The sequence below is a fragment of the Bacteroidales bacterium genome (assembly GCA_031275285.1).
Classification (GTDB): domain Bacteria; phylum Bacteroidota; class Bacteroidia; order Bacteroidales; family UBA4181; genus JAIRLS01.
On record JAISOY010000011.1, the window covers coordinates 24,265 to 30,324 of the forward strand.

Consider the following 6,060-nt stretch of genomic DNA (forward strand, 5'->3'; position numbering starts at 1 on the left):
TCAATCATAAAAACCTTGAGTAAGTAAAGCTGCATTCTTTTTCCGTTCTTCTTGTTCAAATGATGCAAGGTAGTTTTCAGTAGTTTTCAAATCATTATGTCCTAAACTTTCGGAGATAAAAGCAATGTTTGTACCACTACGTTTTAATACAGTGGCATAACTATGACGTGCGGTGTAGGTACTGATTCCTTTGATACCAATAGCTTCACTTATTTCTTTTAGTTTACGATTCGTACGTTTTGTAACATCCATAACTTTTTTTCTTTCTTGCATAGGAGTTTCTCCCCCCTTCAAATAAGGAAAAATATAATTATCTGGATTTTTATCTGAATTTCCCCAACGGTCTATTATAGATTGTATTTCTGGCGTTATCATTGCCTGTATTTCACGTTTAACTTTTGATGTTCTAATAGTCTTTTGTCTATAAAAACAAATTTCATCTCCTACTATATTTGAAAACTTCAATTTCAATAAATCAGTAAAGTTGATTCCATTGCACAAATATGAGAAAAACCATAAATCACGATAACGTTCGGTAGCCTCTCTACCATCAGTATACGTAACAAGTGTTTTAATTTGCTGCATGTTCAAAGCCAGTTTACGACCTTCGCCTATCGGAATTTCGTATTTGTCTTTACCAAATGGATATTGTGCCTCTTTTATAATTCCGTTCTTTTTCCCTTCATTGATAATTGCACGAATAGCTCTCATATAAATACCTACTGTTGTATATGTTTTTCCATCATCCAACAAATATTTCTCATATTTCTTTAACCAGTCTGCCGTAATATCTACAAACTTTATATGTTCTCCTTTATACGACACAATGCTGTTTAATACTGAATTATAATACAATTGTGTCCCTGCCCGTCCTTCATCTGCCAGTATACTTATCCTTGCTTTAAAAGCTGTATTTATAGTGTCTGCAGTTCCCCTACTTAATACTTTACTCAATGCCGTAAAAGAAAATTCATCATCACGATAAAGACTTTCGACGGCAGAATCAACCAGTTTGAATGTAGTTTGCACATCGTTTCTCAGCTTGATGAACTTTGCACTTTTATTCTTTGGTAATTGTTCCCACTCTTCTTCGGTCAGTTTTTGTCCTGTAGAATAATCTTTTCTATCTCTTTGATACCTAACCCTTATTTTGACAGGAAATTTATCATTATTATCAGACCTTCTTGTATCAAAAAAAACAAAAACTGTAATTCCTCCATGTGCGCTGTTAATCATAGACATTTTATTTTGTGTGGGAACATAAATTATGAGCCCACAATTTGCCCACAAATATAACGATTATTTGAAATTTTATGAATTTACATGAATAATATTTTAATATATTAGTAACTGATAATCAACAAATAAATACTAAAAATGAAAGTTTGTGAATTAGCGTGAATAGCATTCAATTTAAACTGGCAGTCAAAAGGTCAGGAGTTCGATTCTCCTTATCTCCACTGAAAGAGATCATCTGAAACAGATGGTCTTTTTTGTTTTTCATTTATATGAGAAAATGTAAAAATACCATTTCCTGAATATTTGAACGATCAGATGATTAATCTGATAATGAGATCATAAAAAACCTCCGGGAAAATCCCGGAGGTTAATGAAATAAATGCTTTTGATTAATTTTGTCTTCTTAATGTTTCATCTACCTCTATCCAACTACTATAAACAGCTTCACTCGTTTCCGTTGCCGGTTGTTCCAACGTCCTGTATCTGTAATGGATATAAAAGCGCGTAAGATCGGTAATTTCCATCCGGTTTTCACCCGGTTCCCCCAGTTGTTCTACCTGAATAGTCGCATAAGGACCAACTGATACAGTATTGTTTTCATTAACAGTGAGAACAATACTGTATTTGTTGATCAGGTCGAGATCTATTCTGCTGTTACCATCCAATACCGTTTGTTTTCCAACCGATATTCTTATTTGATTGGCACTGATCGGGAAAGCAATTTTTGTAGCCGTTATCTCAGTGCCATTGCTATTACCACGTAAACCATAAAGTGTCTGAACTTTAGTCTGTGCATAATCATTTTCAACAAAAGGACGATAAAGCACTTTGCTCATATCGGGATTTACTGTATATCCTTCCGTAATACTCTTTATTTTCAAAGGAATAAAAAAGATACTGTCAGGGGTAATTCCTTTAGTGAATATTTTTAGAGGAATCACTACATATGGGTCTTCCTGCCCTGCCTTCATGGTGGCGGAAAATGTCTGGATCTCATATTTTGAGGGGTGCAGCCACTGTGTATACCGTGCTGTATCAAGATCATAATTTAATTCATTATACTCCTGTATACTTACAGAATCGTATTCCAATACAATGGTAACATCGTTTTCTATAGAATTGGTACCACCACAATATATAGATACAAATCCCTCGGATACTTCGTTCTTGAAAGAATGAGTGGTTGCGTAAATATTCTCGGAATCCCCAATCAGGCAAAATACATTCATATACATCTCATCACGGAACTGATCGTAAACATCACATCCGGATATAGCGAAGCATATGACAATTGCTATTATTCTACTTAAATATCTCATCATCTTAATTTATTAATAATTTGCTACCATCCAGGGTTTTGTGAGATAGTAGGTACTTTTTTGATTTCACTCGTACTGATCGGAAGCCATACCATTTTCCTATCGGTAACACGGCTTCTGGCTCTTAGATTATTCAATCTGACACGTTCGTAATATGTACCGTCGCTGCGTCTTCCTTCGACATCCATCCCTTCTATGGGTTCGGAATCCCTGTCCATATAGATTCCCCAACGCCGGATATCATAATACCGCCTGTTTTCATGCAAAAATTCAATCATCCGTTCCCTTTCGAGGACTTCGAAAAAATTGTCTTTAGTGGCTAACTGTTCAGCTGTTAAACCTGGTAGTCCGGCACGATACCTGACTAAGTTAAAAGCCTTGGCCATTTCGGCTTCATCACGCGAAAAAGTGTACACAACACTGTCGCTCCCGGTGATAGCCCATGTTTGGGTCAGATTATTCAACGCTTCGGCATAAGAGAGAAGAATTTCCGCATAACGGATAATACCGAATGGTTTATTGAGCCTGGCAGCATTGGACCCCGACCATGCATCGTCACGATGGACATACTTTTTGGAAACATATCCGGTAGTGGTATAATCTTCCACATTGCCTGTCGATTGGTATTTCCCGGCATTGTCGTCTGCTGCATAACCGAAGTACTGATTATATTTACCTGATTCGCTGGTCGAGCTCATCGGCCAGAAACACTGGCTAAATCCTACACATGCGTAAAAACGTGCTTCTCGGTTCATGTACATGTTAAATACCGGGGGACCTCCACCCAGTTCGTATCCTGAGTATATTTGTGTCCTGGAACCTGTAAAAAATCCCGTTTCATCATAGGGACAATCCACAGTACCCGGAAAAACAGGATCACCGCCGTCTGCCAGATAAAATGCATCCACCACTTTCTGGGTAAGTGCCATCCCTCCATATCCTCCGAATTCCTTGGGAAAACTATGTTGGGTATATTGCCTGGTGGAAATATCCATTCTTCCCCAGACATATTCCGGATTATTGGCGGCAAGGCTTTCTCCTGTAAACATATCCGAATAGGATCTGTATGGATCAATACCTCCTGGACCATCGGGATAATTATTTTTATTTACCATCCCCGCCGGTAATGCCGGGGTAAAATTATCTGCCTCATAGGTGTGCAAAGAGTACGTATTCAGATCCATAACCCGTTTGGCTGCATAGGCGGCCAATGCCCATCTGCGTTCGTCATAATCCTGATTCACATAATGCTTGCCATCGGAAGCTCTTGTCCAGGAACCATAATAAAGTCTGGCCGAGTTTCCGGCATCGCCTGTAGCCCCGCCGCCGCCATTAAACAAAGGGCTGGCGTGCTGGAGGCGGATTCGGGCAATCATACCATATGCAGATCCTCTGGTGGGGCGTCCGAATTGTGCTATAGGAACAGAAGACGGTAAAAAAGGAGCCGCTCTTTCCATCTCAGAACAGATATATTCCACAGATTCGTCGTAAGTGGCTCTTTCATTGACATAATAACTCGGTTCTTTATTGGTGTCGTATACCTGATCTCCCAACAAGATAACGGGACCGTGTACAGATAATATATGCCAATATGCATAAGCACGCAGGAAATAAGTATAGCCTAAGTATGTATTCCGTTCAATGGTTGTCAAACCTTCACACTTGTGTATATTGGCAATGATCAGATTGGCTTTACGGATAATTTTATACATCTGGTCCCACAAATATAAATTACCACCTGAACTTGCTATATTATCCGCATTGATCGTTCCCTGAATTAATTGTCCTGATTGCCAACCTGAAGAGATCCATTGTATAAATCCCTCATCGGAGCAAGCGATTCCGGGAAAAGATTTCCCCTGGGCGGCACCATTACCCCAGATAGCACCTTCAAGAGGAAGCATGCCGGCCGCTCCCCACAGGTATGATTCCAGATTGTCCTTACTGGAAAAAATGGAATCGTAAGTCAGCAAATCTTTAGAGTAATCGCTGATATCCAAGAAATCTTTACACGAGTGAATGCTGATCAGAAAGCAGAAAACCGGAAGAATAAAAAGAAATCTTATAATTATTTTTTTCATGATAATTCATTAATTTATAGATGAATATATAATTGAAAGGCATATTGGGCTGGTATCGGATAAATGACACCGTTACGATAAGCTTGTTCCGGATGGAAAATATCCACCTTGTCCCAAGTATACAGATTGGTTCCGACCAGTTGCATCTCTATAGAGGAAATACCTATTTTTTGCAGTGTTGGTAATTTCATCCTATAACTAATTGATATTTCCTGTAATCTCAGGTACTGGGCATTTCTTTTCCAGAAATCAGATACCTGGGAATTATTATCATTCTTGCCATAGGTTAGCCTGGGAAATACAGCATTAGGATTTTCGGTTGCCGGATCGCCTGAATAAGAGGCAGGTGTCCACCGATTCTTTTGGTCTGCAGCGATGGTCAATACATTACCGGTTGCCTGGTTATGAAAAGGGACATAACCTATTCCGTTACTACCTCCTATTCTATCTTCATAAACCCCGACATGGTAGTATTCCATTTTCCCCGTTCCTTTGAAAAGGAAACCTAAAGTCCAATCTTTATATACAAATTCTCCTCCGAATCCATACATCAATGCAGGATAATTATTCTTCAGGGAAAGCGGGATCTTGTCATAATCATCGATTTTCCCATCAGCATTAACATCCTTATATTTAATATCTCCAGGAAGAACTGTTCCGAATTGTGTTGGACTTGCCGCAACATCAGCTTCGTCACGGAAAAGCCCCAGTGATTTAAATCCTCTTACTGCATCATTAGGCCATCCGTCATAATATTGATAATCATATTTTTGATCCACTTGCTCCCAGGATTTTATCTCATTCAGCGAATAAGTGAAATTTGCCCTGAGCGTAAAACTCATATTTTCGTTGATCGGCTGGATGAAGGTGATGTTACCGTCGGATCCGTAACTTCTCATACTTCCCACATTTCCATACGGCATATTGACAGCGCCGATATAACCGGGTACCTGCGTACGTTGCTGGAAAATACCATCTCGTTTATCATTGAAAAAGTCAACAGTGAAGGAAAACCGTTGTTTGAAAAATTGGGCTTCGATCCCCAAATCACTTTTGATGGCCTTCTCCCATTGTAGGTTATCAGCGCCAACAAGGTTCTCGTTAATCACACTTGATCCGCCCCATCCTACACTACCGGAGTAATCAAAAGTGGTCAGATAAGCAAAGCGCCTGTCACCAGTAATACGATCATTTCCTACACTACCATAAGAAGCCCTGATTTTTAAAAAATCCAACCAGGGTAGATTTTCCTTTATAAATTCGTATTGAGTAGGCACCCAACCACCAGCTATTGATGGAAAGAAACCGTATTGATCGCCCGGCTGGAAGTTTTCAGAACCGGTATAACCAAAATTCAATTCGATCATGTAGGTATCACGGAAACCATAGGTGAATCTCGCCGATAGTCCCTGGTATCTGAT

General features: G+C 39.3%; 4 protein-coding genes. All 4 read right to left on the bottom strand.

The features are described 5' to 3' along the window. On the bottom strand, window positions 1–1,236 hold the full coding sequence (locus tag LBQ60_01270; protein MDR2036532.1) for a site-specific integrase: 1,236 nt from the start codon (window positions 1,234–1,236) through the stop codon (window positions 1–3). A gap of 392 nt (window positions 1,237–1,628) precedes the next feature. After that, entirely contained in the window at window positions 1,629–2,561 is a 933-nt protein-coding gene (locus LBQ60_01275) for a DUF4361 domain-containing protein (GenBank protein MDR2036533.1), read from the bottom strand. Window positions 2,562–2,581: 20 nt separating this feature from the next. Further along, window positions 2,582–4,639, bottom strand: a complete 2,058-nt coding sequence (locus LBQ60_01280) for a RagB/SusD family nutrient uptake outer membrane protein (protein ID MDR2036534.1) — start codon at window positions 4,637–4,639, stop codon at window positions 2,582–2,584. A gap of 14 nt (window positions 4,640–4,653) precedes the next feature. After that, window positions 4,654–6,060 (bottom strand): SusC/RagA family TonB-linked outer membrane protein (locus tag LBQ60_01285; GenBank protein ID MDR2036535.1); only part of this gene is annotated, 1,407 nt, incomplete at its 5' end.